This is a genomic window from Collimonas silvisoli, from assembly GCF_018305005.1.
GTDB classification, from domain to species: Bacteria; Pseudomonadota; Gammaproteobacteria; order Burkholderiales; family Burkholderiaceae_D; genus Collimonas; species Collimonas silvisoli.
Genome location: NZ_JAGQEG010000017.1, coordinates 13236 through 38471, shown reverse-complemented (window position 1 = coordinate 38471; position 25236 = coordinate 13236). Strand labels below are relative to the sequence as shown.

Below are 25236 nucleotides of genomic sequence, written 5' to 3'. Positions count from 1 at the left end.
TTTTTATAACTTGCAGAAGAGGAGATTTGCATGCTTCGCAGTCCAATTATCGCAATTTCAGGCATGGCGTTTGCGCTTTCCGTTCATGCCAATCCGACAGTTCAATTATCAAGTCTCGCCGACGTGGAAAAGGCTCTCGGCCGAGGTGTGCCGATCTCGGTGGTGCTCGATCTTGCTAAATGCAGTCCTGCCGCAGGCGCCACATCCCCCGGCACAGTCCGCGGCGGCCTCAAGATTGACGCATACCGGATTCTTCCGGACGGCACGCTCAGTTTCGCCGACGGCCATGCCACGGTCGACCGTAGCGGCCAGCCTATCTGGCAGTTCCTGCGCTACCAGGTCAAGCCGGATCAAGCGGTGACGTTTACGATGGATGTGTTTTCCTTGCCGTCATATGCTCGCAAGGCTGAGCAGATTAGCTACGCGTGTGCGGTAAACCAGGGCGTCGCCTTCTTCATGAATACAGTTTCAGCCGAAGAAACTCCCTGAACCTCGCCTTCTATTGAATCTTTGATCGCTCCGATGATTTTACCGGCCATCCGGTGGGGCGTTTCAGCGCTTTCCGTGTCATTCGATGAAATGACCGCCCGCGCCGATCACCGTAACCGTGACGAATTTCGAACCTGTATGGTCGGTTTCATCGTAATTCACGATGAAATCGCCGGCATCCCAGTGATGCATCGTTTCGAGCGCCTTGGTCAGAGCCGGCCTGCTGGGATTCGGGCCAGCGCGCCTTAGTCCTTCCACCAATACTTTCGCTGCGATGTAGCCGTCAAAACCGATATAGCTCGCCGTCAATTTGCGTCCAGCGGCATTCGCGGCTTTCAACGCCGCCTGATATTCAAGGGAGATATGGGTCTCGCCATTGAACGGCGACGGCGCCACCTGCGATATCACGATGCCTCTGCTTTCTTTACCTAGTTTTACAACCAGCTGATGTCCGCCGATAAGACTGCGCGCGAGAAATTGAACCGGCAGCTTATCGGCGGCCTGATTGAAATGCTGCACGAAGGCGACGGCGTCGTCACCGGAGACGCCGAGTATGATCGCTTGCGGATGCATCTTTACTATCTTGAGTACAGCGTCGGCCGGCTGAAGTGAATTGAGCTGCATCGTCACCACGCCGACCGGCGCCAGCTTGATTGCCTTCAATTTTTCTTCCAGGTCTTTTTGCAAAGCGAAGCCGCCGGCGCTATCGTAGCGCGCCAGCGCCACCCGCGATAATCCCATTGCCTGTACATGGCGCAATAGAGCGTCCAGTTCATTGGAATAGCTGGCGCGCGTCATGAACAGGATGCGATTTGTAGGCCGTGCATATAGCGACTCATTGCCAGCGTACGGTGCGACATAAGGTACGCCGGCAGCAGTGGCTATCGGCAGCGAAGCGAAGACTGTATTGGTGAACATGTGGCCGAACAACGCCAGCGCCTGATGATGTTCGATCAATTCTGTGGTGTTGGCTTGAGCGCGTTTGGCGTCATAGCCGTCATCCAAAGTGATTAAACGGATGCGCCGGCCATTGACGCCGCCTTCCTTGTTGATTTTTTCAAAGTAGATTTGCGCGCCGTCTCGATAGGCTTCGCCCATTTCACTGAAGCTACCGCTTAACGGAGCGGATTGACCAAGAACGATATCGGCCTGCTCTCCGGCATGTGCCGAAAAGAATACATGCGCCGCTGCCACGAATACGACCAATCTGATAACAATATTTCTACGTCGCATTTTGAGCTCTTATTATTGAATATGTGAATGGATTTCCAATCTTGCAGAACAATGGAAATAATCTCGTATTGCTTTTCGTATTTTTTCTCGTACTTTTGCTTCAACCCGCCGCCGATCTGCCCGAATTTTCTCCGTGATCCCTACGCCGCCGTCGCCGGCTATCTATCGTCAAGCACCTTGGCCAGACGCATCACCGTTACGCCGGGGGCCACATGGCGCAGCGACGGCATGATGATGACGCAGTTGTCGTAAGGTGTGGAAATTTCCCGTTCGCCGTCGCGCGCGATGACGGTGCCGGCGTGCTCGATCAACTCCAGCCCGCGGAAATCTTGAGTAAATTCAAAATCTGTCGTGTCCGCGACGACCGGCTGAGTTACCTGGAAAAAGTGCTGAGTCAAGATTTCGCCTCGGGTCAAAAAATTGTCCAGCTTGGTTGCCGCGACGACCCCGGTCTTGATCAGGAAGCGCGCCGCGGCATCCAGTGCAACGTCCCGGCTCCGCAGTGAAAAATGCTGTCCGCTCTCGATCAGCAAGGCATTCTTCGGGCTGGCTGCGTCGCCAAAGCCGCCATAGTCGCGCATCCGTTTTCCGTTCGGATGACCGGCGTCGACGATCACATGTTGCGGCGCGCCGATTTCCGCAGCAAAGCGGATGCCTTTTTGCAACGGCCCGCTTAGCAATAAAGGCGGTGCTTCTTCGTGCATCGAATGCAGATCCAGCAAAAAATCGACGCTATCGATGATTGGACGCAATTCCCGCGCGCGGCGCAATTCCAAGGTGTCGTCGCCGCTGTCGAAGCGGGATGCCGACCAGACGCGATTCAAGTCTTCATCGATAAAACGGGTTGCGTCCGGATTGCTGCTATCGAAACGATGATAGGCCTCGACGTTCGCAAAACCGAGCGTGACGCGGCCTTTAAGCGGGCGCAATTCGGCGCGCAGCAGCTTGTCGACCGCGATCGCACCGCTGACTTCGTTGCCGTGCGTTAGCGCCATGATCATCACGTGCGGACCGGCTATGCCACTGTCGAATGCATGCACGTAATCGACGCCGGTATTTCCATGCTGCCATCTGCGGATGTCGGGAAACGTCACCTCCATTGGATAGACTTGCAACTTGGCGCGAATTTGTTCCAAGGTATTCATAGATTCCACTCCTGCTTGAAAAAAAAATGCCGGATGCTCCTGGCGATCCGGCAGAAATGATGTGAATGCGTAATGAAAAAAAACGGGATTTTAAAACGGCTTGCGGCGCGCCATCCGGCGGCCCAGAGCAAGCACCGCGATAACGCTGATCAACCCGGTTGTCATTACATAAAAACTGGGCGCCATCTTGTTGTTGCTGAAAGCAATCATCCAGGTAACGATCAGAGGCGAAAAGCCGCCGAATATGGTCACTGAAAAATTGTAGCTAAGCGCTAATCCGGTGCCGCGGGTGCTGGTCGGAAAAATGTCCGACAGCATGGCCGGTATCGGTCCAAGACAAGCGGCGAGCAACAGGCCGACTACCGCCTGTACGACGATCAGGGTCGTCACGGTTGGCCAGGTGGTCAACATCAGGAATAACGGGTATGAAGTGGCGCCGATCATCATCATCGCAATTGACAGTACCTGGAATCGTCCATAGCGATCCGACAGTGTGCCGAACATCGGCGCCGTCACCATCAGGACGAAACCTGTCACCATTGCGCCGAGAAATGAAGACGTCGCTGGAATATGCAATTGCTTCAACGCGTAAGTCGGCATGTACACTTTGTGGACGTAGTTGAAGGCAGTCGCTCCAGCAACTACGCCGATACCCAGCAATAGATTCAAACGATCGTTAACCAGCACTACCTTCAGCGGCGATTTCTCTGGCTTGACGGCGGCAAGTTTCTTGAACTCCGGCGTCTCGTCGATCTGGCTGCGGATATACAGGCCAACCGGTCCTATCAGCAAGCCAACGCAAAAGGCGACCCGCCAGCCCCAGTCATTCAACTGATTCTCCGTCAACGCATAACTGAGAAATGCACTGACGCCGGCTGCAAGTACCGTGGCCAGACCTTGTGTCGATAATTGCCAGCTGGCGAAGAAGCCGCGCCGCTTGGCGTCCGCATGCTCAACCATGAAAGCGGTCGCCGCACCGAATTCTCCGCCGGTTGAAAAACCTTGCAGCATGCGGGCAGCGATGACGATCAGCGGCGAGAGGATGCCGATCTGGGAATAGGTCGGTGCGAAAGCAATCATCGCCGTGCCTGCCATCATGAAAAGAATCGACAGCGTCAGCGATGCCTTGCGCCCGGCCCGGTCGGCATACGAACCCAGGATAACGGCGCCGAGCGGGCGCATGACGAAGGAAATGCCGAATGTGCCGACGCTGAGCAGCAAAGACGTGGTCTCGTCCGCGGCGGGGAAAAACAATTTGCCGATCACAATCGCGAAATATCCGTAGATCAGCAAATCGTAGAATTCCAGCGCGTTGCCGATACTGGCTGCGCAAATTTCTTTCCAGGGATTGCGCCTTGCGACCGGCATTGCGCCTATGTCGGATGAATGAAACTGTGCTGACATGAGATATCTCCGGAATTGTAATGAGCGAGAAGTGTAGGGCGATGTTTTTTTTGCTCATTGCTATTTCGGCAGCGATCGCTGCTCATTCGGCGTAGCCGATTTGCGGTGCACGCAACTGGTGCTGCGCACCATTGCAAAAGAGCTTATTTGGTGCCGAGGCGCACGTAACAGGTGCGATGCGAGGTGCAATGCGCGGTGCGATGCGTGCTGCGATGCGTCATGAAGACAATGTCATTTATCCATTGTTTTTTTTGTCGATGACAGACCCTGCCAGATCGCATCCACCCGCGCATTGCTGCTCCGGCGGGAGCGGTACAGTGAAATATCGAAGCTGACGCGCATGGCGGCGCCGCCGGCGACCGTCAGGTGGCCCTGCTTCAATTCGTCCTGTATCAGCCTCTGCGGCAACCAGGTCAAGCCGGCGCCACGCTTGGCCATTTCCAGAATCGCCTCGTAAGAATCGGCCTGACAGACCATGCGCAGCGGCAATTTGTGCGGCAGGCCCGCCAGGTGCTGGGACAGCACGCTTCGCAGAGTCAGCGACGGGGCATAAGCTAGCCAGGGAATCGGCGTATCGCCGGTTGGAGAAATGCGGAATTGAGGACGTCCTTTTGCATCTGGCGCACTGACGGGCAGCAGCACTTCGTGATCCAGCAAGATGGATTCGTAGAGATTGGGATCGATCAGCAGCCGGGTAGACGGACTGCCGTAACTCAACAGCAAATCGACGTCGCCGGCCGACAAGAGCGTGATCCCCTCCTGTGCGCCGCCGGTGCGGAGAGATACCAGGAATGGACCGAAACGCCGGTTGATGGATTCACACCAGTCCGGGAAAAAGGTTTTCGCCAGCGTCCGGCCTGTCGCAATTCTCAGGGTTTCCTCCGAAAGCGGCGCGGTGTTTTGCAACTGGGCGCGAGCTGCATGCAAGATATCCAGCGAATGGGTCGCCGCGTCCAGAAACAGCACGCCGGCCGGCGTCAGGGAAACCGGCTGCTTGCGTTCCGCCAGCGGTGCGCCGACCCATTCTTCCAGTGCGCGAATGCGACGGCCGAAGGCTGGAGACGTGACAAAACGATTTTCCGCCGCCCGGGAAAAATTGCGTGTCCGAGCCAATTCGACAAAATCCTCCAGCCATGCTAGTTGCATTTTTATCCTCTGATTAATCAAATGGTCCGACTAACGATCCACCCGGGCAGTTGGCAAGTTGAATCCGCTCCTGCGTCGAAATGATACATGAGCAGATATCACTAGAACTCATTTCATCAATATCCGTGAGATGCGTTCTTGCCAGAAGAGGCGCTGGCAAGGCGTGCGACGCGTCCAATAGCGAGCTATTGGCAAGGAGCGCAACGCGGCCAGCGCCTCTTCTGGCAAGAACCCTTCGGGAACGGGTTATTTGGGCGTATTGCTGCGTTGCGCCGCTTGCCAAGGGAACCACCCTTGGCTGCGCGACGCGCCTTGCACTACCTCCCAAATATCCGCGTTCGCACTCGCGGATATTGATGAAATGAGTTCTATAGAGACTACACGCAAGCAGGTTTTAATCGGGGGGGAGCAAAATGAACGGAAAGATAAAATCAAGGCATTGAAGCGGCGATCCGGTCTGACAACGTCGCCGGCAAAACCGGCCGGCTGCCAGATCGGATCGCGATGGCTGCAATCAGTGCGACGCTGGAGGAATTCTGTTGTTGTTAGAGTCGTACCTGGCCTCAGGGTATAAGACGTCCTTTGCATCTACCGTCAATACGCCAAGAAAGTTAAATTGCGGTTCGCCTTCCGCCGTCTTGCCGACTTTGCAGAAATGCTCGACGCTCTTGGGGGAAACACCTTCTGCGTTGTTCGCCATCAATCCCGTAAATTCGGAAACGATTTTTTCCAGCATCGCCTCTGCTTCGTCGTCCGTCGGCAATTCCTGATTTTTTTCCACCTGCTTGGCCAGCGCGATCTGGGCGTGCGCCGCTTGATACAAGCGTACGGCAACGCTTGAGCAGATCTCCCCCGGAGTACGTTCTTTCGGGGTCATGGATAAGAAATGGGTGCCATCCGACGGTTGCGCCTGCGGAGGAGTATGGGTGAAAGGATCCGACGCCACCTGCAGGATATCCTTTTTGGCTGCCTCGGTAAATTTTGTGAATTTGTCGCCCGGTTTCATCGACGTGCCCAGGATGGTTTTGCTGTAGGGGACGTCCTGCCACATTTGACCCGCCTGAGCCGCCCAATCGCCGACATTCTTATCGGTGGGCTTGTAGACCCAGTATTGGCCTTCCTGTATCGAGGACGCCTGCACCCGCATGGTGTTCGAGGTGCCGAGTCCGCCGCGCGCTTCCAGTTGTTCTGCTTCGCCTTTTCCATCCAGCTCTGTCTTGACCGGATTATGCTGATCGTGCGCCCACATCATGATGTGAAAACAATTATCGTCGCCTTTGTTGTCCTCGATGCCATTCAGATTGGGCACCATTTGCAATCCCAGGGAAAACGCATGCGCTTTCGACTCTGGAATGCTTTCCTTACGCACCAGGATGCATCCGGGAAATAAATCTTCTTTACCGATCTTATGGGTGAAAGACTGGGTTGCCTGCGTATGGAGCGCAGCTTCGGTCCCCGGTTTTTTCAACCATGTCTGCACCTGGCCTTTAACGTATTTCACCAAGTCGAGCGTATCTTTTACTTTGACTGTATCTGCTTCTTTGACTGTAAATTTGCCCTTGACTACCATTTCATCCATCTTGGCATCAAGCTGCGATGCGTTGGTAAATGAGTTCTTCAGGTGCGCTGCAAGAGCGGCATCGCTGGCCTCGCTTTTATGGCCGCCGCTCTTGCGGGGAGCCTGTTCAATTGCCAGAGCCGGTAGTGAGCTGCTTGCTTTGCCGCTAAACACATTGCTGCTCGCTGCTTTCTTTCCGCTACCGGAAAGCGACTCCAGTCCGGGCAGAGCTTCTCGGGTTGGCGATCTGCTGCCGCTGCGGCGTGCAGCGCTATCGCCTTGATGTTCCGAAGCTGCTTCAGTATCGATATGTTGGGATGTTGCGGGGGCGTTTCTGGTGATTTCCATTTTATTTACTCCGTGATGTGATGACATTACATTTTCGCGGCTAGATGCCGGCTGTTGAAAAGTCGGCGGCGAAACTACCCGGAAAATAGCGAAACAGATGACAAAAGGATGACAATATTTCCCAGAACGGAGGCAAAGGAGGTACTCGGTATCACGATGCTCGACTCGCTCGAACTATCGCTCTCTGAGTTCAAGTCAAAGACCGCGTGCAGCGCCTGCGTCATGGAAAAGATGGTGAGAAAATTCCGCATCGAGACAGGCCCGATGGGGCGCAGTGAATGGCTGTCAGGAAATTACAAGGAGTAATAAGTGCGATGAGGGTGGCGGGAGGTGGAACCGTCAGGCGCGAATCCAGACGTATTCTCCGGAGGCGATATTTTCGAACATGTCGTCCCGCGCCCGGAACATATTGTCGCGCCAGTACCGGCCATGCTCAAGATAGTGATCGATGAGGTCGACCAGCCATTTTCCATCGATTTCATCGTCCAGGGCAATCCGGCTAATCAGCACGATGCCGCCGGTATCCACCTCCAGCCCAAGTTGCGCCTGGTCTTGCGCATAGACGGCAAGGTTGGCTTCCAGCAGCAATCTGAAGATACGCAGCGTACGGCCGGCCGTGACGATACCTAATTGAAAATTGACGTAGATGGCTTTTGGGTCGTCGTCGAAATAATCGATTGCCACCTCGAAGCTGTCAATTTCGAGCAAACCTGAATTCATCACACCATCCACGTCGGCAATTTGCCGAATCGCACACAGTTCGCGAATCAATTCGTCGCGGCGTTCTATGCTCATAAATTTACACGAGGAGGGATTGGAGATTGAGGGGGCGACAAAAAAAGAAACGGCACATCGTCAAAAGAAATTGGCCGTTAGCCGACGACATCTTTGGCGGCCTTAAAACCCATCGTATGGACTTTGGCCAGAGCATTGGCCAAGTCAATGGCGTTCTCTGCCGCAGCAGCTGCTTCGATTATGTCCATTTGTTTATCTGTATTCAGACCGGCGATTGCAGACATGTTGACGCTCCCAGGTTAAAGCGCGGTATTTTAAAAAAGAGGTTGGTCGACACCCAGACGAGTGCCGGCCGGCCGCTGTCTGATGATTAGCCGACGATATCTTTGGAGGCCTTCAGACCCATCGTGTGAACCTTGGCCAGAGTGTTAGCCAGGTTGATTTTGTTTTCTGCTGCTGCAGCTGCTTCGATTATGTCCATTTGTTTATCTGTATTCAGACCGGCGATTGCAGACATGTTGACGCTCCCAGGTTAAAGCGCAGTATTTTAAAAAAGAGGCTGGTCGACACCCAGACGAGTGCCGGCCGGCCGCTGTCTGATGATTAGCCGACGATATCTTTGGCGGCCTTCAGACCCATCGTGTGGACCTTGGCCAGGGTGTTGGCCAGGTTGATTTCGTTTTCTGCTTGGGCTGCTGCTTCGATTTCGGCGATTTGTGCACCTGTATCCAGGCCTTGAATTGCTGATGTCATTTTGATGCTCCTTGAAGAAAGTGGTATAGATTAAAAAGAGGCTGGTCGACACCCAGACGAGTGCCGGCCGGTTACGATGATTAGCCGACGATGTCTTTGGCTGCCTTCAGACCCATCGTGTGGACCTTGGCCAGGGTATTGGCCAGGTTGATTTCGTTTTCTGCTTGGGCTGCTGCTTCGATTTCGGCGATTTGTGCACCTGTATCCAGGCCTTTGATTGCTGATGTCATTTTGATGCTCCTTGAAGAAAGTGGTATAGATTAAAAAGAGGCTGGTCGGCACCTTGAAAGGCGCCGGCCGGTTATTACGATGATTAGCCGACGATGTCTTTGGCTGCCTTCAGACCCATCGTGTGGACCTTGGCCAGGGTGTTGGCCAGGTTGATTTCGTTTTCTGCTTGGGCCGCTGCTTCGATTTCGGCGATTTGTGCACCTGTATCCAGGCCTTTGATTGCTGATGTCATTTTGATGCTCCTTGAAGAAAAATATGCTTCGATCTCGAAGCGGGCTGGATGGGCCCCGTGAGGGGCCCGCTTAAAATGTGCAATTCCCGCATGGGCGCCACACAAAACTGAGTCGATGCCGTGAAAAGCAGCCGCACGGCATTGAAGACTGATAAACATTACGCAAGCTGTTCTACTGCAGAGCGGCATAATTCGGCTGCCGCTCTCAATCCATCCACTATCACGCTGCCGGTCTGGCGGTCGCTCGGATCTGCGCTGGCCCGGTTGGCCTCGGCGGCGCTGAGCGCCATCTGTTCCAGCGCCTGTGCGACCGCATTCAACTCGGCGGAATGGGCTGGATCGCCGGCTAACTTAGGTAGCGCATTTAAAGTATTGATCAGCGGTTCTGTCATATATTCGTACATTGCAATCACCTCATTGGAAACGGAGCGAAGCGTGTTGCGGCGAAACGAAGCTTTTCGTACCGTCGCTCGACGCGAAATATTGCAGGCCGTCGACTGTCAGCGCGGAACCGATATCCTTGGCGGTAGCGATTTCGTCGGCGCGCATGACATTGACATCGACCTTTTTGACCAGCGGTCCCAGGTCGGCGCGGAATTGCTCTACAACTTTATGGATGGCCTCGGGGTGCAGTACGGTTCCTGTGACAGCAAAGACGCCGTCGCCCTTGTATTGCACACTGACGTCGGGGTCGCGCAATGATTCCTTGAGATCGCGCACCACTTCGTCTGCAGCTCTGACGTTCCACTTCAAATGTCCGGCTGCGAAGGCGTGCGCCGCTTGATAGATCTTGGCCGCGGCATCTTCCTGTTTTACGATGCCGCTGACGTTGACCACGCCGTCTTGCTCGGTAATTGCCAGATCGTCTTGATTCAGCTGCGCCACAGCCAGTTTCAGTCTTTCCAGCGACGCCTGCGGTTGTGGCAGAACGCCGCTCCGCAGTGGATTCGTGCCGGGCACAATCATCGCGGTGGCTGTCACGGCCGCCAGCAGCGACGAGGCCAGAACCAGCCAGCTGATGGTTGCGTGGCGTGCCAAGATGGGGACAGTCTTGACTGGATGCAGAGATGCCGGCGCCTGGACCGGCAAATTTTCCGATGCGGCTTGCTGAGTAGCTTGCTGAGTGCAGACCATGCGCAGCAAGCTGATGTCGGACGGCCACGTTGCGTCTGCCGGCCCTGCGCATAGAACAATATCGCTGAAGCTGCGAGGCTCAAAATCTTCGAGCCGGGCCTGCGGCTCGCCGTCGTTTGAGATGCCTATCGCGACGTTGCCTTGCTCATCCAGCGTAAGCAACATGGCCGGCGCGTTCCAGTCCGAGATTTGAATTTCAGACTTGGCGTCGCAGCCGATCGTGGTATCGCCATTGGCCAGGCCGATCACTGCTCCGGAGTGACGGCCAGTCAATACGCGAATCTGTTTTTTCATGGACTAACTCCCTTGTTCTGCTGTTGAATCAGGATCAATCGGGCTGCTACTGCTTTGATATAAGTCTATCTTCGTGTTCTGCAGGCCAGCAGCCAAGGCCCGAATTTATTGGCTTGCGAACGAACTTGATTACCATCCGCGGCCGCGCAGAATAAGTGCTGAAAGCTTCGCAATACCGATCGCGCGTTCCATGTCGGTACGCTTGCGGGACAGGTTGAGCAGCAGCAACGGCAGCAGCAGATTCATTGTTTCCTCGGCCGGAGTACATGTTCGCCGGGATGCCGGGCCGGACCGGAAAAGCAGGCCGGCGGAAGATGCATCGCCGCTCTTAATTACTGCCGATGCAGCCTGCTTGCCTGGCTCGACCAGCGCCACCAGGCGGTCGCGCACCGTATGCAAGGTAGTTGGCTGCGCACGGGCTGCAACCGGCATTTGCAAAAATTCGCGCATGATCGCCAGAATCCGATAGCTCGTGCCTGATTGCGTCTTACCGGAAGCCACGCTGTCGCGTGCCCCGAGCAATGCTGTTTCGGCAGCCGCCTGGCCGTGCAGCCGCAACTTGGTGTCATGCGCCAATGGCCATGTGCCGAGTAACAGCGCCTCTTCCCGGATTGGACGCCTGGCGGCCCGCATGATGTCTATGGTGCGCGCCGAGCCCGCTGCATGAAATTGCATGCGCCCGGCATTGCCTGCACCGTCGCGGCGGCCTTCGCGCCGGTCGCGGTCGGATGGCCGGCCATCGTCGTTCGACTGGCGAAGATTTATTGTGCTGATTTCTGTACGTTGCGAGGAGGTATGCTCTTCCAGCATCATCAGCAAATCTTCGCTCATGGCGCCTGATTCGAGCTGCTCCGGTTCTCCGCCGGCGCCGCGCCGCGCCGTCTGGCGCCTGGCGCGCAGGGCAGCCGCCCGATGGCGATGGTGGCCGGGAACCGGCAGTTGAATCGGCAGCTGGGCCGGCTGCTCCTCATCTTCCACCTGGTGCGGACTGTTCCAGCCGTCGATACGCGAGATGTTCATGGGAATATCAGCTGGAACACGGAACGCGCATAGTTCTGGATTGCGGCGGCGGCCCAGGGGGCGGCGATAACCACCACGACCGTCACGACGATCATTTTAATGCCCTGCGAGATGCTGGAATCCTGCAGCGAGGTAATCGCCTGCAGAAAAGCAATCACCAACCCGGTGATTGCAGCGACGCCGACAACAGGCAGCGATACCAGCAGGGCCAGCGTCAAGGCCTGCGTCGTCAGGTGGGTGATTGCGTCGTATTCCATAGCTTCACCGATATGTGGATATGAGTCCATGGACCAAGGTGGACCAGCCGTCCAGCGATATGAACAGCAGCAGCTTGAATGGGATCGCGACGTTGCTCGGATTGACCTGAGATAGCCCCAATGCCATCAGCACGTTGGCGATCACCAGATCGATCACGATGAAACACAGGTATAGCAGGAAGCCGATCTTGAAAGCCGCAGTCAGCTCACTCAATACGAACGCCGGCGCCAGAACGATCAAGTCGTCCTGCTTCAGCTCTGCGGCCCGTTCTGGCGGCCAGATCTGGCGCGCCGAGCGCATGAAAAACGCCTTCTCGCGTTCAGCCGTATGCTTGCGCAGAAAGGCGCGGAACGGCTCGCGCGCCGCGTCGAACAATGGCATGATCTGCGATCCGGCGGTTTGTTCGCTCGATAGCTGCGCGTGCTTGACAGCTTCCATGCCTACCGGCGCCATCACGAAGCATGAAATGATGATGGCGACGCCGTTCAGCACCGAGGTCGGCGGCACCTGCTGCAAGCCGAGAGCGTTACGCAGCAGGCCGAGCACGACGACGATTTTGGTATAGGACGTGACGACCATCGCGGCGAACGGCAAGATGGCAAGGGCGAGCGCTGCGATCAGCAGCGACGCGATATCAGGAGTTCCGCTCATTGCGCTCTGCCATGCGGTGGATTTGCAGGCCCAACTGGCCGCCGACTGCTACCAGTTCGCCAAATGCAAGAACCTGGCCGTGCGAAACCAGCCGGATCTGGGCATCGTCTACCGGCACTGGAAGTTCCAGGATGCAGCCGGGTTCCAGCGCGGCGATTTGCGCTATGGGCAAATTGAGCGTGACAATCTCAAGATGGACCGGAATCTCGAGCTGTCCGACATCGATCTGCTCCGCCGCTTCTACCGCTTCTTGGTCCGCAGGCTGGTCGTTGTCTAGATTGTAGGTCGTCGTCATAGGTTTGTTCTCCAGGGTAATGGTGTGTGCCGCGACGCTTGCCAGCGCGCCGGCGCACCAGCCGTTGCTGACGCCCCAGCGCAGCGCTACGTTGTCGATAGGCGCGCCGCGCACATAATTTCCGCGCGGCTGCCAGCCGAGCAAGATGTCGCCGCAGCGCAAAGAAGCAAGCAAGGCCTGGCTGCAATTGCGGCTGCGCAGCCGCAGATGCGTGGGCAGGGATAGTGCGGGTAAGGCTTGCGTGGTGCTGAAGACAGTCAGCCATTGCCGTTCGAGCAGCGTCGCCAGCGGTGACGGCAGGTCGACAATGACAGCAACGTCAGTAACACCGGGGCAAGTGCCTGCCGACGCGTGTTGGAATTCAAATGCCAGCCCCTGCGCCAGCGTCGATTCGCCGGTCAGCGTCAGGTCCGCAACGGTTGGCTGCGGATAGCCGTTCGCCGCCAGTTTTTCGAGCAGCGGCGCCAGCCATAGATTGGCCAGTGCCGTACGCCTTTGGCGGTCGCTGTCGAGCGCGATCGCTTCAAGCGCCGGATGACCGGCCAGATCGACCAGGGCGGTCAGGACGCCGTAGGCAGAATCCAGGCGCAGCGTTGCAGCGCGTTTGAAGCTGACCGATGCTGCCGGCATCGCACGCAGTTCGATGCCCGCGGCGCGGGCCGCAATGCGCATCGTGCTGCGCGCGTCGAATAAGCCTCGGGACAGGCTAGCCAACGCTGCCGGATAGGAGCGCAAGCAGTTGCCGATGGGTGTTGCCGCGACTTGTTCATTCATAGGAATCCATCTCTTTTCAGAAGGCTTCAGGCCGCCTCGATGTCAATATCGAGACTGGCGCCGAGCCGGGAACGCAGACGCTGTTGCAATGCGTCTGTGTTCAAGCAGATTAGGTCATTGGCCCGTGCATTACCGCAGTCGAAGCGAAGCGACAGCCGGAATGGCGAAAGTTTCAATTGCAGGCTGGTCTCAGGCAGGATGGCAGGATTAAGCACGATGACTACTTCCCAGATCCCGCCTCCCTGAACCGCCGGCGACGAACAGAAGTTGGCGATTCGCTCAGCCAGATGCTCGACTACCAGGTCGGCCTCCGCCGCCTGAGAGCATTGCCGGATCATGTGCGCGCGCAGGGCGGCGAGCGCATCCCGCTCGGCGTCGCTGCCGGCCGCGGCTGCCGCAGTCGCGGCCACAGCCGCAGCTTGGCTGTCCTGGTCCGCCATGACTGGCGGAGCGTCATCCCGCTGGTCCGCGTCGTCATCCGTCGATCGATCTTCGGACCCAGCGTAGGGACTATCCGTCAGCGATTGCCGGGCGGCGCCGAGAAGTGTGTTGAAACGCGCCGTTCGCTGCCGTGCGGGCCGGCTTGGGGCCGTGTCGGAATGCGCTGCGGAAAGTCGCAGGACCCGCAATTCGCGGGCCTGCCGGAAGCGGTTGTCCATGGTTAGAGATTAACCACGCCGACCGGCTGCAGCTCGACATTCGCTCCCAGCTCCTGGAATGAATACACCTGCAGTGCTGGAAAGCCTTGCTCGATCATGCGCCGGAAGTAACGTCGGATATCCATTGCCGTAACAACCGCGACGCCAGCCGCAGGTTCGCTGCCGACGGCGCTTTGGACAGACTCCAGCAGCGCGTCGATTTGTTGCGGTTCAAGAGTCAGGAAATTGCCCGCCGGGGTGGGCTTGATAGCCTGGCGAATCGTCTGTTCGACGTCGGCGTCGAGCACGATCGCCTGCATTTTTCCGGTGCCTGCCGTCGCGCGGTGGGCGATGAAGCGGCCGAGATCGCCGCGCACGTATTCGGTCAGCATCAGAACGTCTTTTTCCTTGGCGCCCCATGCAGCCAGGCTTTCCAGGATTGCCCGGATATTCCGGATGGGTACGTGCTCTTCGAGAAGACGCCTGAATACTTCCGCTATCTTCGGCACGGTCGAGACTTTCTGCACCTCTGCCACCAGGCCCGGATACTCGGCGCCGACGCGGTCCAGTATCCACTGCGTCTCTTGCAGTCCGACGAAGAGGTGCGCTTCACGCCGCACCGAATCGAAAACATCGTCTACCAGCGCCTGTTCGCGTTGACTGACCGACTCCGCCATCTCTACCGGCGGCAACGGCACTTCTTGCAGCAGGATTTGGTAGGACATGCCGGGCAAATTGTCGGCGGTCCAAACCGCAGTGCGCGGAAAAGGCAAGCCAAGTTCTTCTACCAGCCGCAGCCGTATGTCGTTCAGGGCCTGATTCAAGGCCGTCTCGTCGAGCCGGCCGGTCAGGTTTTTCGATAAGCGCAAGGACAGCGGCACGGCGAACGCTGGAGCGTGCTGCGCGATGCTTGGCGCGCTGCCTTTGACGCCGTCGGTGAGCAGAGCGGAGAGTTCGGTCCCGGAATCGGGCTGAGTTTGCCGCTGCTTGCGGCGCAAATTGTAGCCGCCGGCGAAGATCGCGACCGCCAATACCAGGAACAAGGTGGTCGGAAAGCCTGGCACCAATGCGAACCCGCACAGCATTGCCGAAGCGCTGAACAAGGCATTCGCGTTGGTGGACAGCTGCGATGCGATATCCATGCCTAGCGAGCGCGGCCGGCTGTGTTCGTCAGCCACGCGTGTGATCAAAATGCCGGCCGCGACCGAGATCAGCAGCGATGGAATTTGCGAAACCATCGCATCGCCGATGGAAAGCACGGAAAAGCGGTTGGCAGCTTCGCCGGCGCTCATGCCGTGGTAGCTGACGCCGATCACCATGCCGGCCAGGATGTTAACCATGGTGATGACCACACCGGCGATCGCATCTCCCTTGACGAACTTCATCGCGCCGTCCATGCCGCCATGCAGCTGGCTCTCGATGGCCAGCAGCGCACGCCGCTGCCTGGCGTCTTCGACCGAAAGATTGCCTGCCTTGACGTCGGCGTCAATGCTCATCTGCTTGCCCGGCATTGCATCCAGGGTGAAACGCGCGCCCACCTCCGCCACCCGTTCCGAGCCCTTTGCGATGACAATGAACTGCACGGTTGCGATGATCAGGAACACCACCAGCCCGACCACCAGATTGCCGCCGACAACCAGTTCGCCAAAGCTCTCGATAATGTGGCCGGCTTCGGCGTTAAGCAAGATCGATTTGGTCGAGGCTATGTTAAGCGACAGACGGAACAAGGTGGTAAACAACAGCAGGGATGGAAAGGCCGACAGCGATGTGGCGCTGGGAATGTACATCGTCACCATCAGCAGCACGATGCTGATGGTGATATTCAGGCCCAGCAGCATATCGATCAGAAAAGTGGGCAAAGGCAGGATCATCAGAGCGATAACCGAGATCACCAGCGCTACGATGCCGACTTCGCCGCTGATATTGAAGAGGCGCGACGATTTCATGTAAATCTCCTTCAAGCTGGATTGACAGCTGTGGTGTGGCCTTTACCCATATCGTCAACCCAGGCCAGCACTGCTGCCACCGCGTCGAAAAGGGGTTCGGGGATCGTGTCTTCTAGAGCAACCAGATAAAGCGCGCGGGCCAATGGCGGGTTACCGACAATCGGAACGCCATGCAGGGTTGCCAGTTCACGGATGACGCGTGCTTCGTCATCGGTGCCCTTGGCGATGACGCGCGGCAAGCCGCATTCTTCAGGCGCGTAGCGCAGGGCGACAGCGTAGTGGGTCGGATTGACGACCACGACATTCGCCTGCCCCACATGCGATTTCTGCGGCGCGTTGGCAAGTTCTTTTGACAGTTTGCGCAGCTCTTGCTTGATTTGCGGATTGCCGTTGCTTTCCTTGTTCTCCCGTTTGACTTCATCCTTGCTCATGCGGTGGTCCCTGATGAACAACCAGCGCTGGATAGCAAAGTCGGCCGTGCCTATCACCAGGAAAACGACGGCAGAGATGGCGAGCATCTTGCATAAGGCGCCCCAGGCGATGCTGTCCAATCCCAGGATCGGCTGGTAGACGACCCCAATCAGCAATGGCATCAGTATCAGCACGGTCTTCCACAATACCGTGCTCAAAATGCAAGCTTTGACCACGGTGTTGGCCAGTTCAATCATCGAGCGCATCGAAAAGATCCGCTTCAGTCCCGATGCCGGGTTGATTGAATTGAATTTCAGTTCCAGCGGCTTGAAGGCGAGTTGCAATCCGACTTGTGCAGCGATGACAGCAGCCGAAATCAGTGCGGCGAGCAGCGCTATGGGTAGACAAATAGCCAAGCCGCGTGTGCCGGCAGTCACTAGCGCATCGGTATAGCTAAAGTTTTCCGATTGTGCATTCGCAACGTCGAGCCCCATGCGCAGCAGCAAACGCAATTGTTCTGTCATGACCGGACCGCCCAGCGAAAAACCGATCGCCGCGCTGAACAGAATTGCCGCGAACGGCAAATCCTGGCTTTTCGACGTTTCGCCGTCGCGCCGGGCGTCGGTCAGTTTCTTTTCGCTGGGTTCTTCGGTTTTTTCGTCGGACATGGATGTATACCGAAATAAGGTGTGGAGCGATTAATAAGATGTGCAGCGAAGATGTGCCGCGAAGATGTGCAGCGATTGTCGCGCCGGCGCGCGGCCGGCAAGAGCGTGAATGCGAACCGATGCGCGTTGTGGCGAAGCAGGAGGGCATTGCCGTCTTCGGGAAGTTGCCGCGATATCCTGGCCCGGCCTTCCGGCCTTTGCGGCGAAGTGCGATGTTTCGCTAGTTGCGATGCCGGTTCGTATCTGCAGCGGCAACGGCTGCCAAGTTGATTTACCTTCCGCTACTACCTACCGCGTAGTGCGTGCTGTTCTCAAGGCGGCGTGCGGAGGTTTTTCTTCGAGGAGCCGGATATGAAGATGGGAAATTGCAGTAACGAGCTGTTAACTGGGCTGATCGAACTATTGATGTTCGGCGCCAAGCACAACTATATCGAGCCAACCGAGCGCCTGCTGGCGGCGGTGCACCTGATGCGGCCGGGTTTTATCGAACTGCGCGCGTACGACGCCTGGATATTGATCCGTCAAAGGCGTTTCTCCGACGCCGTGCGTCTGTTGCGAGAGCTGGAACAGCAGCCTTTGCGAGGATCGTTCGGCCCTTACGTCAGTTCGCTGCTGGCGATCTGCCTGGCCAATCAGAACGATGAGTCCTGGCGTCACTATGCAAACGAAGTCATGTCGGGCAAGGAGGATGCCGACTCGATCGAGCTCATGACTACCCTGATGGGGCAGGCAGGCGACAAGACGGCGAAACGGCCGCCTGTGGCGCAGATCGATCAAAGTCAATTGCAATTTTTGCTACAGCGCCGGCATCTGCGCGCTTAAGGAGATCAATATGAGCATGACAATTCCACCACTGCCGCCGATCTCAAGCACACCTGCGATGCAGGGCGGTGCGGGCGCCGTCAAGGAAACCGCGGCAACTGCCGCGCCGGCGGCGCCGCGCAGCGATCTGGTCGAACAATTCCGCGCCAAGTTCGAGCAAGCGCGTCTTTCGCCGCAAAGCGTGACGCATTTCCAGGGACCTTCTGCGGTATCGCAAATGATTACGCAACAAGACCAGGCCATGGGGGCATTGACCAACAAGGTCGACGCCTTCGCAGCGGGCGCCGACAAGATGAGCATGCAAGAGGTGGTGGCCCAATCGGTAAAGGTACAGCTTGACGTGGCCACCTTGACGGCAAAGCTTTATCTCGGGCAAACGCTTGCGCAAGGCAGCAAGGGCGCCATACAGACCTTGGTCAAGAATCAGTAGGAGGGCCAGATGCCACACTATCCATCGTTCGTCCGCAGGCTCTGCATCGCTGTGCTTAGCGTCGTGCTCATCAGCGGTTGCAGCGAGCAGCTGTTTGCGCAACTGTCCGAAGCCGACGCCAACGACATGCTGGCGGCGCTGCTCGACGCCGGCATTTCCGCATCCAAGCAGAAAGACGAAAGCGGAAAAAGCTGGTCGGTGAAAGCAGAAGAGCAAGATTTTGCGCGGGCCATCAATGTGCTGCGCTCGCACGGGATGCCCCATCAAAAGCACGAAAATCTCGGCGAGATGTTCAAGAAGGATGGCTTGATCTCCACGCCTACCGAAGAGCGGGTGCGTTTTATCTATGGCGTATCGCAGCAGCTGTCGGAGGTGCTTTCAAGGATCGACGGCGTCAGTTACGCCAGTGTCCAGATCGTCCTGCCGAATAACGATCCGTTGGCGAACGAGGTCAAGCCGTCGTCGGCAGCGGTGTTCGTCAAGTACCTGCCTGGAACCGATGTCGCTTCGCTGGTGCCGAGCATTAAGAACCTGGTCGTGCATGCGGTGGAAGGACTGACCTACGACAACGTCAGCGTGACGATGGTTGCCGGCACCGACTTGCCGGCCGCGGGATCGGCGCGCCGCAACGCCGGCGACGGCTGGCTGATCGGAGCCGGGTTGCTTTTTGCGGGAATTCTGGCCGCGGCGCTGGCGTTTGCCGCCAGACGCTACGGTCTGCTCCGCAAGCTGGCGCCAGGCGGATTGCGTGCCTTGGTTTCGCGGAGCAAGCCGTCTTGAATGCCGGCGACGTCAGCGAGGCCAGCGAAGCCAGTGACCAAAGGGAAAGCGGGCCGGCAACGCTTGCCCAGCTGCATGGTTGGGCCGCCAGATACGACACGAGGGTGCGCGAGGAGGCGGCGCGCCAGGCGCAGCTTCATTGCCAGCGTTGGCGCCAGGCTTGCACTCCTGCCGCTGTCCGGATATGGCTCGCCGCCCGCCATGTCTGGCTGCCAGGCGCCATTTCGATCGACCAGCTGAGCGTGAGCGTCAACCGGCTTGCTTTGCTGGACGCCGCCGGTTTGCGCAAGGTCTTGTCAGCGCGTGCGCTGTACCGGTCGCGGGCCAGCCTGCGCCGGGTGGTGGCCCGCAGCCAGTGCGAGCAGCTGCTCGCTGCGGTCGGAGCGCATGCGCTGGAACGTCTGCAGCAGGTGGATGCACTTGTCGGCGGTTCTACGCCGCCGCTGCCAGAATCGTTTACCGCAATGTCGCTGGCGGCCGATGGCTGGCAACTGATCCAGTCCGAGAATGCCGGCCTGGCCCCGGCTTCGGCTGCGCTGGTGGCTGCGGCACTTGCGCCGGACGAGATCGCTGGCGCTGCCATGGCAGGCGTTCCAGGCGCAAGCTGGGATAAACACGCGTCGTCCAGCCAGCTTTCCAGCGGTAATGAGTCGGCGCGCTTTTTTTCGAAACTGGGATCGTTTTTTCCGGAGATGCAATGGCTATTTGGCTAAGCTCGGAACAACCGTCCGTCGGCCCCGACGTAGACGTGATACGCAGCGCGGAACTTGCCAGCGTGGTGGCCCTCGATCAAGCGCATGGCGCACTTGAACGGCGTTATGCCGGACTGCTGGCTGATGCCGAAGCGTCGGCCCAGGCCATCGTGGCCGAAGCGCAGCAACGGGCGGATACGCTTGAAACGGCAGCGCAGCGCCGTTTCGACAATAGCGCGCGCCTGGGCTACGCAGCCGGCCGCCGGCGCGGGCTGGCAGAGGTGCACGACGCCATGCTGCGCCAGGCGGCTTCGCAGCGTCAGTTGCTTAGCGCCACCCGCGAGCGGATCGCACAGATTGTTACGCGTACCGTCGAACGCGTGCTCGGCACTGCCGATCCCAAGGCGCTGTTCGCGCAGGTTGCCGGCACCGTCGACCGGCTCCTGGACGATTCATCGTTTTTGACCGTGCGGGTAGCTCCTCAGGACCTGGACGCTGCCCGAGACGCCTTCGGCGCGGCCTGCAGCGACAACCAATGGGGCGTCAATCCGCAAGTTGCGGGACGCGCCGATCTGCTGCCGGGAAGCTGCGTCTGCGAGTGGGATTACGGCGTGATCGACGGCAGCCTCTCATTGCATGTCGATGCGCTGCGGCAGGCTGTTGCCGGCCTGGTTGCCGAGCCGCTGTCGTCACTCCAGCAACTCCACGAAGATCATGCGCCGGACCAGGACGACGCGCCGGCCGAACATGAAAGCATGGAATGATGGACGGATTCGATAGTTTTCTCGACACGCTGGACGCCACGCTCGATGCGACGCCCATGCTCAAGCAGCACGGCAAGGTGGTCGAAGTCATAGGTACCTTGCTGAAAGTGGGCGGCCTGGACGCTACGCTAGGTGAATTATGCGAGCTACGCGAAGCTGACGGGCGTCTGGTGCAGCGCGCCGAGGTGGTCGGCTTCACCCGCCAATTCGCGCTGCTGGCGCCGTTCGGCAGCGTAGTCGGCTTATCGCGTTCAACACGGGTGGTCGGACAGGGACGGCCCTTGTCCGTGCCGGTAGGCCCGGCGCTCATGGGCCGCGTGCTCGACGGTCTGGGCGAGCCGCTGGACCAGCTCGGCGCAATCGAGACCAAAGAGTTCCGCTCCGTCATCGCGGCTGCACCGGATCCGCTCACCCGCCGCATGATAGAAGAGCCGCTTGACACCGGCGTGCGTGTCATCGACGGCTTGATGACAATCGGAGAAGGTCAGCGGGTCGGCATCTTCGCCCCGGCCGGCGTCGGCAAGAGCACGCTGCTCGGCATGCTGGCCCGCGGCGCAGCCTGCGACGTGAACGTGGTGGTGCTGATCGGCGAACGCGGCCGCGAAGTGCGAGAGTTCATTGAATTGATTCTTGGCAGGGAGGGCATGGCCAAGAGCGTGGTGGTCTGTGCGACTTCGGATCGCTCATCGATCGAGCGCGCCAAGGCTGCCTATGTGGGCACTGCGATTGCCGAGTATTTTCGCGACCAAGGCATGCGCGTGTTGCTGATGATGGATTCGCTGACGCGTTTTGCGCGGGCCCAACGTGAAATCGGCTTGTCGGCTGGCGAACCGCCGACACGGCGCGGCTTCCCCCCCTCCATTTTTGCCGAGCTGCCGCGCTTGCTGGAACGTGCAGGCATGGGCAGCGTAGGCTCGATTACTGCGTTCTATACGGTGCTGGCCGAGGACGAAGAAGGGAACGATCCGGTCAGCGAAGAAGTACGCGGCATCCTCGATGGCCACATCGTTCTGTCGCGCGCTATCGCCGCGCGCAATCACTATCCTGCGATCGACGTTCTCAATAGCTTGAGCCGGGTGATGACCCTGGTAGCGAGCAGCGCGCATTGCAGCGGCGCCGGCCGGGTGCGCAAGCTGATGGCGAAATTCAACGAGATCGAGCTGCTGCTGCAGATCGGCGAATATCAGCAGGGGACCGATCCGCTAGCCGACGAGGCTATCTCGCATCACGAAGCAATCGAGCAATTCCTGATGCAGGGCACGGACGAAGAGGCGCCGGGAGCGCATACGCATGCGATCATTTCACAGTTCTCCAATTGATGGCGCGCGATGAGCGTTGACGCTGCAAAAATATGGCGGGCAATTGTTGCTGCGCAGATGCGCCGGCAGCAGCGTGCCAAGGATGAACTCGAAGCCGCCCGGCAAGACATGCTGGCGGCCGAGGCGACGCACGCCGCAGCTGCTGCCGAAACAGAGCAGGCTTGCGAACGCCGCCGCATTCACGAAGATGGCTTGAAAGAGCTGCTTTCCACAAGCTTGTCTGCTGCACTGTATTTAAGCCATGACGCCTGGCGCAGTCATTTGCGCGGAGAGGTCAAGGCCATGCAAGCCCGCGAGCGCCAGGCGCGCGACGCGCTAGAAAAGCAGGAGCGCAAAGTTGCAGCGTTGCGTACCAGGCTGGCCCGCATAGATGCCGCGCTCGACAAGTGCCGGAACAAGCTGAAACAGATTGAAGACGAAACTCGCCGCCGCCGCGAGGAAAACGCTGACGAGGAAGCCATTGAAACGCTGCTGGCGCGGCGTGCCTTAAGGTGAGCTCGCATATGCCTTGCTGCGTCATGCCCGCGTTCGCCGCGACGACGAAATTCTTGGAACCTCCTAAAGCAGATAACGATGAATGAATTAACGGTTCTGAGCAATACATTGCTGTCCTTGTACACGGCGTATCACAATTTGATCGTCGCGATGCTGCTCGCCGGCATGCGCATCATGATTGTATTTCTCGTATTCCCGCCTACCAGCGATCAGGCGATACCCGGAATAGCCCGCAACGGCGTCATCTATTTGCTCACTTATTTTGTGACAGCGGGACAGAATCCTGAAGTCTTTGAAAATTTAAATAGCGCGACGCTGCTGGTCCTGACGGCGAAGGAAGCATTCCTTGGGCTGGCGTTCGGATATTCCGCAGCCACGGCCTTTTGGATCGCACAGAGCGTCGGCACACTGATCGACGATCTTGCCGGGTTCAATAACATACAGATGAGCAACCCGCTGCGCGGCGATCAAAGCACGCCGGTATCGGCCGTGCTGCTGCAACTTGTGGTCACCTTGTTCTACGTTGGCGGCGGCATGATCTTTGTACTTGGGGCTTTGTTCGAATCTTTCAAATGGTGGCCGGTGCAGCAGCTCATGCCATCGCTCTCAAGTACCGCCGAGGCATTTCTGATTCAACGCACGGACTCTCTCTGGACCGGCATCGCCAAACTCGGTACGCCAATCATGCTGGTGCTGGTATTGATCGAAATAGGCATAGGCTTGATTTCTCGGGCGGCAGACAAACTTGAGCCGAACTCGCTGAGCCAGCCGCTGCGCGGTGCTGTCGGCCTGGTGATGGTAATCGCGCTGGCGGCGGTGTTTGCGGGACAGGTCGTGAACGATATTAAATTCCTGGGTTTCGGTCGAACGTTAAGCACCGGGATGGTCGGTAACCCGCAAGATAAATCGGCGCCGGAAAATGCATTGAAAAAGTGAAGATTGTTGTGGAATCAGATGTTGTTTGTTGAAAATTGCGGAGTTGCTTTCGCCTATGATGAAATTGTCGCTGGTGTCATTCATTCGGCAACCGGCAACGGATCGTCTGATTTTTTTTGACAACCTACACTGGAGTAACGCTTATGTTTTCCACCGTCTATTTTGCGCTCACCTCGGCGCTATCCCTGCAAGATAAACTTCCCGCCTATTCGACCGCGTTGCTCGACAGCGCTTTCGATCGCGCCTATTGCCAGGTCGACGACGTGCTTGAACGCAGCCGCCGCGACCTGACGGCTGACGATATTGCCCGCTTGATTGCGCTAGGCGATTCGTCGCTGCTGCTCGGCCATGACGAGGATGCCGAAGAGGCGTATCGTCGCGCACAAAAACTGCTCGGGGCCAATGGCGACCGGCTGCGCATCATGTCTTGCCGAAATACCGGCTGGCAGCTGATGCTGCGCGATCGTTACAGCGCCAGCGCGAAATGTTTTACGCGCATGTGCAACGACGAGGCCGCCACCGCCAGCGATGTGCTGGAAGGTTTGCTGGGGATCGCACTGGTGCAGCATCAAATCGGCCACCAGACTGCGGCGGATGATGCGCTGTTGCGTGCTGCAGAACTGGCCGATGAACATCGTCAGCCTGGCTGGCGATTGTTGGTAGCGCTGCTGGCGAGAGAGTTCGACGTGCAGTTGCAGATCCGTGGCGCCGCGACCTTGGGCGATCACGCGTTCTGGACTTCGGCTCGCAGCGCCAGCATGCAGTCAGCCGGCGAGCGCACTGCGCGCATGCGCCATGTGCATGAAGCGACTGCCGTGATGTCGCCTATGCCGTTGTTGCTGGTGCAGCGCCGGGAATATCTGCATTTGCTGGATCGCCTGGTGCAAGGCGACGCTACCGCGGCGGACCGGCTTTTTTTCGCGATTGACGAACCGCAACGCTTCGGCGGCGCCGGCCAGGGCTTCCTTGCCAAGCTCGACGTCATACTCGCGGCACTGGCGGGCGGACTAGACGACATTGCGGATCGCGTCTTGGTCAAGATCAACCGGTCTGAGGGAGAAGCGGGAACGCGGCGCTGGAATGTCGAGTATCTGTATGCCTCATCGAAAGTTGCAGTGCGGCGCGGCAATCCAGCGCAAGCGCTCCAGTTCTATTCGAAATATGCAAGCGAAGCGTTGCGGTGCCTGCGCTTGGAGGCGGTCGAGGTGCGGCCGCTCGATAAGGCGCACGGCGGGGCGCACGCCGGGACGGCGTCGAGCGATGATGTTTCTGCTCGCCTGCCGGCAAAATACCGGCGCGCGTATCGCTACATCGTCGATAACCTGAACCGGGCGAATCTGAGCACGCGCGAGGTTGCCGCACATGTCGATGTCACCGAGCGCGCCTTGCAGCTGGCGTTCAAGAGATCGATCGGCGTGTCGCCCAGCAACGTGATCCGCAGTCTGCGGCTGGATGGCGTTCGCAGTGATTTGCTTGACGGCGATTGGGCCGGGGCGTCGATCTTCGATACGGCCAGCCGATGGGGCGTCAGCAGCCGGTCCGCGCTGGCCAAGGGCTATCGCAGGCAATTCAACGAGTCGCCATCCGAAACCATCTACGGCTGAACCCCGAGGCGGCTCCCGCGAGCCGCCCATC

30 protein-coding genes are annotated in these 25236 nt (G+C 58.2%); 10 read left to right on the top strand and 20 right to left on the bottom strand.

Features of this window, described 5'->3' with window-relative positions; translation table 11 throughout:
• The first annotated feature begins 30 nt into the window (after positions 1 to 30).
• A complete protein-coding gene (locus tag KHU33_RS06425; RefSeq protein WP_211461682.1) occupies positions 31 to 489 on the top strand; it encodes a VirK family protein in 459 nt (152 codons plus the stop codon).
• 78 nt (positions 490 to 567) lie between these two features.
• Here KHU33_RS06425 and KHU33_RS06420 read toward each other — a convergent pair whose 3' ends face one another.
• From KHU33_RS06420 to sctU, 20 genes are all read right to left on the bottom strand, one after another.
• Positions 568 to 1722: an ABC transporter substrate-binding protein gene (locus KHU33_RS06420; RefSeq protein WP_211461681.1), complete on the bottom strand. Its 1155-nt coding sequence runs from the start codon at positions 1720 to 1722 to the stop codon at positions 568 to 570.
• Positions 1723 to 1880: 158 nt separating this feature from the next.
• On the bottom strand, positions 1881 to 2867 hold the full coding sequence (locus tag KHU33_RS06415; protein ID WP_211461680.1) for a M14 family metallopeptidase: 987 nt from the start codon (positions 2865 to 2867) through the stop codon (positions 1881 to 1883).
• Between the two features lie 90 nt (positions 2868 to 2957).
• Positions 2958 to 4271, bottom strand: coding sequence for an MFS transporter (locus KHU33_RS06410; RefSeq protein ID WP_211461679.1), 1314 nt, complete (start codon positions 4269 to 4271; stop codon positions 2958 to 2960).
• 231 nt (positions 4272 to 4502) lie between these two features.
• Complete coding sequence (locus tag KHU33_RS06405; RefSeq protein ID WP_211461678.1) at positions 4503 to 5417, bottom strand: LysR family transcriptional regulator; 915 nt, start codon at positions 5415 to 5417, stop codon at positions 4503 to 4505.
• Between the two features lie 514 nt (positions 5418 to 5931).
• Positions 5932 to 7323 (bottom strand): hypothetical protein, encoded by a 1392-nt coding sequence (locus KHU33_RS06400; RefSeq protein ID WP_211461677.1) that lies wholly within the window; start codon positions 7321 to 7323, stop codon positions 5932 to 5934.
• 339 nt (positions 7324 to 7662) lie between these two features.
• Positions 7663 to 8118, bottom strand: a complete 456-nt coding sequence (locus KHU33_RS06395; protein ID WP_211461676.1) for a CesT family type III secretion system chaperone — start codon at positions 8116 to 8118, stop codon at positions 7663 to 7665.
• A gap of 77 nt (positions 8119 to 8195) precedes the next feature.
• Entirely contained in the window at positions 8196 to 8342 is a 147-nt protein-coding gene (locus KHU33_RS06390; protein WP_211461675.1) for a hypothetical protein, read from the bottom strand.
• An 86-nt stretch (positions 8343 to 8428) separates the two neighbouring features.
• Positions 8429 to 8575 carry a hypothetical protein gene (locus tag KHU33_RS06385; RefSeq protein WP_211461674.1) on the bottom strand — a complete coding sequence of 49 codons (147 nt, stop codon included), beginning with the start codon at positions 8573 to 8575 and terminating at the stop codon, positions 8429 to 8431.
• Positions 8576 to 8661: 86 nt separating this feature from the next.
• Positions 8662 to 8811: a hypothetical protein gene (locus KHU33_RS06380; protein ID WP_211461673.1), complete on the bottom strand. Its 150-nt coding sequence runs from the start codon at positions 8809 to 8811 to the stop codon at positions 8662 to 8664.
• Positions 8812 to 8891: 80 nt separating this feature from the next.
• Entirely contained in the window at positions 8892 to 9041 is a 150-nt protein-coding gene (locus tag KHU33_RS06375) for a hypothetical protein (RefSeq protein ID WP_211461672.1), read from the bottom strand.
• An 83-nt stretch (positions 9042 to 9124) separates the two neighbouring features.
• Entirely contained in the window at positions 9125 to 9274 is a 150-nt protein-coding gene (locus KHU33_RS06370; RefSeq protein ID WP_211461672.1) for a hypothetical protein, read from the bottom strand.
• A gap of 158 nt (positions 9275 to 9432) precedes the next feature.
• Positions 9433 to 9678 carry a hypothetical protein gene (locus KHU33_RS06365; RefSeq protein ID WP_211461671.1) on the bottom strand — a complete coding sequence of 82 codons (246 nt, stop codon included), beginning with the start codon at positions 9676 to 9678 and terminating at the stop codon, positions 9433 to 9435.
• Positions 9679 to 9688: 10 nt separating this feature from the next.
• Positions 9689 to 10702 carry an HrpD5 family protein gene (gene hrpD5 / locus KHU33_RS06360; RefSeq protein WP_211461670.1) on the bottom strand — a complete coding sequence of 338 codons (1014 nt, stop codon included), beginning with the start codon at positions 10700 to 10702 and terminating at the stop codon, positions 9689 to 9691.
• A gap of 129 nt (positions 10703 to 10831) precedes the next feature.
• The gene (locus tag KHU33_RS06355; RefSeq protein WP_211461669.1) at positions 10832 to 11722 is read right to left on the bottom strand and encodes a hypothetical protein; all 891 of its coding nucleotides are present in this window, start codon (positions 11720 to 11722) and stop codon (positions 10832 to 10834) included.
• Positions 11719 to 11979, bottom strand: coding sequence for a type III secretion system export apparatus subunit SctS (gene sctS, locus KHU33_RS06350; RefSeq protein ID WP_211461668.1), 261 nt, complete (start codon positions 11977 to 11979; stop codon positions 11719 to 11721). Before sctS ends, KHU33_RS06355 begins: the two co-directional genes overlap by 4 nt.
• Positions 11980 to 11983: 4 nt before the next feature.
• Positions 11984 to 12631, bottom strand: a complete 648-nt coding sequence (gene sctR / locus KHU33_RS06345; RefSeq protein WP_211461667.1) for a type III secretion system export apparatus subunit SctR — start codon at positions 12629 to 12631, stop codon at positions 11984 to 11986.
• Complete coding sequence (sctQ, locus tag KHU33_RS06340) at positions 12615 to 13700, bottom strand: type III secretion system cytoplasmic ring protein SctQ (RefSeq protein ID WP_211461666.1); 1086 nt, start codon at positions 13698 to 13700, stop codon at positions 12615 to 12617. Before sctQ ends, sctR begins: the two co-directional genes overlap by 17 nt.
• A gap of 26 nt (positions 13701 to 13726) precedes the next feature.
• Positions 13727 to 14359 (bottom strand): type III secretion system protein SctP, encoded by a 633-nt coding sequence (sctP, locus tag KHU33_RS06335; RefSeq protein WP_211461665.1) that lies wholly within the window; start codon positions 14357 to 14359, stop codon positions 13727 to 13729.
• 2 nt (positions 14360 to 14361) lie between these two features.
• Complete coding sequence (locus tag KHU33_RS06330) at positions 14362 to 16284, bottom strand: FHIPEP family type III secretion protein (protein ID WP_230414094.1); 1923 nt, start codon at positions 16282 to 16284, stop codon at positions 14362 to 14364.
• Between the two features lie 11 nt (positions 16285 to 16295).
• Positions 16296 to 17363, bottom strand: coding sequence for a type III secretion system export apparatus subunit SctU (gene sctU / locus KHU33_RS06325; protein WP_211461664.1), 1068 nt, complete (start codon positions 17361 to 17363; stop codon positions 16296 to 16298).
• 351 nt (positions 17364 to 17714) lie between these two features.
• On the opposite strand from sctU, the gene KHU33_RS06320 reads away from it, so the two are divergent.
• From KHU33_RS06320 to KHU33_RS06280, 9 genes are all read left to right on the top strand, one after another.
• Positions 17715 to 18185 carry an HrpB1 family type III secretion system apparatus protein gene (locus KHU33_RS06320; RefSeq protein ID WP_211461663.1) on the top strand — a complete coding sequence of 157 codons (471 nt, stop codon included), beginning with the start codon at positions 17715 to 17717 and terminating at the stop codon, positions 18183 to 18185.
• A gap of 10 nt (positions 18186 to 18195) precedes the next feature.
• Entirely contained in the window at positions 18196 to 18615 is a 420-nt protein-coding gene (locus KHU33_RS06315) for a hypothetical protein (RefSeq protein WP_211461662.1), read from the top strand.
• Between the two features lie 9 nt (positions 18616 to 18624).
• Positions 18625 to 19395 carry a type III secretion system inner membrane ring lipoprotein SctJ gene (gene sctJ / locus KHU33_RS06310; RefSeq protein ID WP_211461661.1) on the top strand — a complete coding sequence of 257 codons (771 nt, stop codon included), beginning with the start codon at positions 18625 to 18627 and terminating at the stop codon, positions 19393 to 19395.
• Entirely contained in the window at positions 19392 to 20108 is a 717-nt protein-coding gene (locus KHU33_RS06305) for a type III secretion protein HrpB4 (protein ID WP_211461660.1), read from the top strand. The genes sctJ and KHU33_RS06305 overlap by 4 nt, the downstream gene beginning before the upstream one ends.
• The gene (sctL, locus tag KHU33_RS06300) at positions 20093 to 20851 is read left to right on the top strand and encodes a type III secretion system stator protein SctL (RefSeq protein WP_211461659.1); all 759 of its coding nucleotides are present in this window, start codon (positions 20093 to 20095) and stop codon (positions 20849 to 20851) included. The genes KHU33_RS06305 and sctL overlap by 16 nt, the downstream gene beginning before the upstream one ends.
• A complete protein-coding gene (gene sctN, locus KHU33_RS06295) occupies positions 20848 to 22170 on the top strand; it encodes a type III secretion system ATPase SctN (RefSeq protein ID WP_329956029.1) in 1323 nt (440 codons plus the stop codon). The genes sctL and sctN overlap by 4 nt, the downstream gene beginning before the upstream one ends.
• A 9-nt stretch (positions 22171 to 22179) precedes the next feature.
• Positions 22180 to 22665, top strand: coding sequence for a hypothetical protein (locus KHU33_RS06290; RefSeq protein ID WP_211461658.1), 486 nt, complete (start codon positions 22180 to 22182; stop codon positions 22663 to 22665).
• 78 nt (positions 22666 to 22743) lie between these two features.
• The gene (gene sctT, locus KHU33_RS06285; RefSeq protein WP_211461657.1) at positions 22744 to 23601 is read left to right on the top strand and encodes a type III secretion system export apparatus subunit SctT; all 858 of its coding nucleotides are present in this window, start codon (positions 22744 to 22746) and stop codon (positions 23599 to 23601) included.
• A gap of 143 nt (positions 23602 to 23744) precedes the next feature.
• Positions 23745 to 25205, top strand: a complete 1461-nt coding sequence (locus KHU33_RS06280) for a helix-turn-helix transcriptional regulator (protein ID WP_211461656.1) — start codon at positions 23745 to 23747, stop codon at positions 25203 to 25205.
• Positions 25206 to 25236 lie beyond the last annotated feature (31 nt).

Bases quoted from the DNA above. Each gene is read 5' to 3' on its own strand.
- KHU33_RS06425 (WP_211461682.1), top strand. From the start codon at position 31: ATGCTTCGCAGTCCAATTATCGCAATTTCAGGCATGGCGTTTGCGCTT.
- KHU33_RS06420 (WP_211461681.1), bottom strand. From the start codon at position 1,722: ATGCGACGTAGAAATATTGTTATCAGATTGGTCGTATTCGTGGCAGCG.
- KHU33_RS06415 (WP_211461680.1), bottom strand. From the start codon at position 2,867: ATGAATACCTTGGAACAAATTCGCGCCAAGTTGCAAGTCTATCCAATG.
- KHU33_RS06410 (WP_211461679.1), bottom strand. From the start codon at position 4,271: ATGTCAGCACAGTTTCATTCATCCGACATAGGCGCAATGCCGGTCGCA.
- KHU33_RS06405 (WP_211461678.1), bottom strand. From the start codon at position 5,417: ATGCAACTAGCATGGCTGGAGGATTTTGTCGAATTGGCTCGGACACGC.
- KHU33_RS06400 (WP_211461677.1), bottom strand. From the start codon at position 7,323: ATGGAAATCACCAGAAACGCCCCCGCAACATCCCAACATATCGATACT.
- KHU33_RS06395 (WP_211461676.1), bottom strand. From the start codon at position 8,118: ATGAGCATAGAACGCCGCGACGAATTGATTCGCGAACTGTGTGCGATT.
- KHU33_RS06390 (WP_211461675.1), bottom strand. From the start codon at position 8,342: ATGTCTGCAATCGCCGGTCTGAATACAGATAAACAAATGGACATAATC.
- KHU33_RS06385 (WP_211461674.1), bottom strand. From the start codon at position 8,575: ATGTCTGCAATCGCCGGTCTGAATACAGATAAACAAATGGACATAATC.
- KHU33_RS06380 (WP_211461673.1), bottom strand. From the start codon at position 8,811: ATGACATCAGCAATTCAAGGCCTGGATACAGGTGCACAAATCGCCGAA.
- KHU33_RS06375 (WP_211461672.1), bottom strand. From the start codon at position 9,041: ATGACATCAGCAATCAAAGGCCTGGATACAGGTGCACAAATCGCCGAA.
- KHU33_RS06370 (WP_211461672.1), bottom strand. From the start codon at position 9,274: ATGACATCAGCAATCAAAGGCCTGGATACAGGTGCACAAATCGCCGAA.
- KHU33_RS06365 (WP_211461671.1), bottom strand. From the start codon at position 9,678: ATGTACGAATATATGACAGAACCGCTGATCAATACTTTAAATGCGCTA.
- hrpD5 (WP_211461670.1), bottom strand. From the start codon at position 10,702: ATGAAAAAACAGATTCGCGTATTGACTGGCCGTCACTCCGGAGCAGTG.
- KHU33_RS06355 (WP_211461669.1), bottom strand. From the start codon at position 11,722: ATGAACATCTCGCGTATCGACGGCTGGAACAGTCCGCACCAGGTGGAA.
- sctS (WP_211461668.1), bottom strand. From the start codon at position 11,979: ATGGAATACGACGCAATCACCCACCTGACGACGCAGGCCTTGACGCTG.
- sctR (WP_211461667.1), bottom strand. From the start codon at position 12,631: ATGAGCGGAACTCCTGATATCGCGTCGCTGCTGATCGCAGCGCTCGCC.
- sctQ (WP_211461666.1), bottom strand. From the start codon at position 13,700: ATGAATGAACAAGTCGCGGCAACACCCATCGGCAACTGCTTGCGCTCC.
- sctP (WP_211461665.1), bottom strand. From the start codon at position 14,359: ATGGACAACCGCTTCCGGCAGGCCCGCGAATTGCGGGTCCTGCGACTT.
- KHU33_RS06330 (WP_230414094.1), bottom strand. From the start codon at position 16,284: ATGAAATCGTCGCGCCTCTTCAATATCAGCGGCGAAGTCGGCATCGTA.
- sctU (WP_211461664.1), bottom strand. From the start codon at position 17,363: ATGTCCGACGAAAAAACCGAAGAACCCAGCGAAAAGAAACTGACCGAC.
- KHU33_RS06320 (WP_211461663.1), top strand. From the start codon at position 17,715: ATGAAGATGGGAAATTGCAGTAACGAGCTGTTAACTGGGCTGATCGAA.
- KHU33_RS06315 (WP_211461662.1), top strand. From the start codon at position 18,196: ATGAGCATGACAATTCCACCACTGCCGCCGATCTCAAGCACACCTGCG.
- sctJ (WP_211461661.1), top strand. From the start codon at position 18,625: ATGCCACACTATCCATCGTTCGTCCGCAGGCTCTGCATCGCTGTGCTT.
- sctL (WP_211461659.1), top strand. From the start codon at position 20,093: ATGGCTATTTGGCTAAGCTCGGAACAACCGTCCGTCGGCCCCGACGTA.
- sctN (WP_329956029.1), top strand. From the start codon at position 20,848: ATGATGGACGGATTCGATAGTTTTCTCGACACGCTGGACGCCACGCTC.
- KHU33_RS06290 (WP_211461658.1), top strand. From the start codon at position 22,180: ATGAGCGTTGACGCTGCAAAAATATGGCGGGCAATTGTTGCTGCGCAG.
- sctT (WP_211461657.1), top strand. From the start codon at position 22,744: ATGAATGAATTAACGGTTCTGAGCAATACATTGCTGTCCTTGTACACG.
- KHU33_RS06280 (WP_211461656.1), top strand. From the start codon at position 23,745: ATGTTTTCCACCGTCTATTTTGCGCTCACCTCGGCGCTATCCCTGCAA.